This window comes from Streptomyces sp. MB09-02B, from assembly GCF_033794485.1.
Lineage (GTDB): Bacteria > Actinomycetota > Actinomycetes > Streptomycetales > Streptomycetaceae > Streptomyces.
Genome location: NZ_JARGEE010001003.1, coordinates 1 through 569, shown reverse-complemented (window position 1 = coordinate 569; position 569 = coordinate 1). Strand labels below are relative to the sequence as shown.

The window sequence follows — 569 nt, the reverse complement described above, 5'->3', positions numbered from 1 at the left end:
GTCCTGGACGCCCGCCGCCCCCGCCTGCTGTGGTCCCTGCCGTACGGCCTCTTCGGCCTGGCCGCCGGTGTGCTGGTACTGCTGGAGGGCCGGCAGGAGCCGTACGCGGTGATCGTGCTGACGGTGAGCATGGGCCCGGCGGAATGGCTGCTCCACCGCTACCGGGGACTGTCCGTCGCCGCGCTGCACGCCGCCCTGACCCCCGCCGGATTCCTGCTGCGCTCGGCCGGGATCCTCGGTCTCTGCCTGCTCCTCTACCTGCTGCCGCTGCTGCCGGCGGCCCTGCTCACCGACGCCGACCCCACCCCGCTGCTGCTGCTCGCCGCCGTCCTGTGGACCGCGCTGCTGCTGCAGGCATTCGGGGCGGCCTGGCCGTCGGCCGCCATCTGTCTCGCGGCGGCGTGCGGCGCCGGGACGGTCACCCTGCTACGCCTGCCACCGGGCGACCTGGCGCTGCCCCTGTGCAGCGCCGCCGCCGCGCTCTGTCTGTCGGCGTGCGCGCTGCGGCTGCTCGGCCGGCCCGCGCCGCACGCCTGAGCCCCGTGCCCACCCCGACCACCGCACACCCC

The 569-nt window shown here is 76.4% G+C and carries 1 pseudogene; it reads left to right on the top strand.

The window, feature by feature from the left end:
* Window positions 1-537: pseudogene (locus P1P70_RS45570) on the top strand (hypothetical protein); the annotation flags it as partial.
* Window positions 538-569 lie beyond the last annotated feature (32 nt).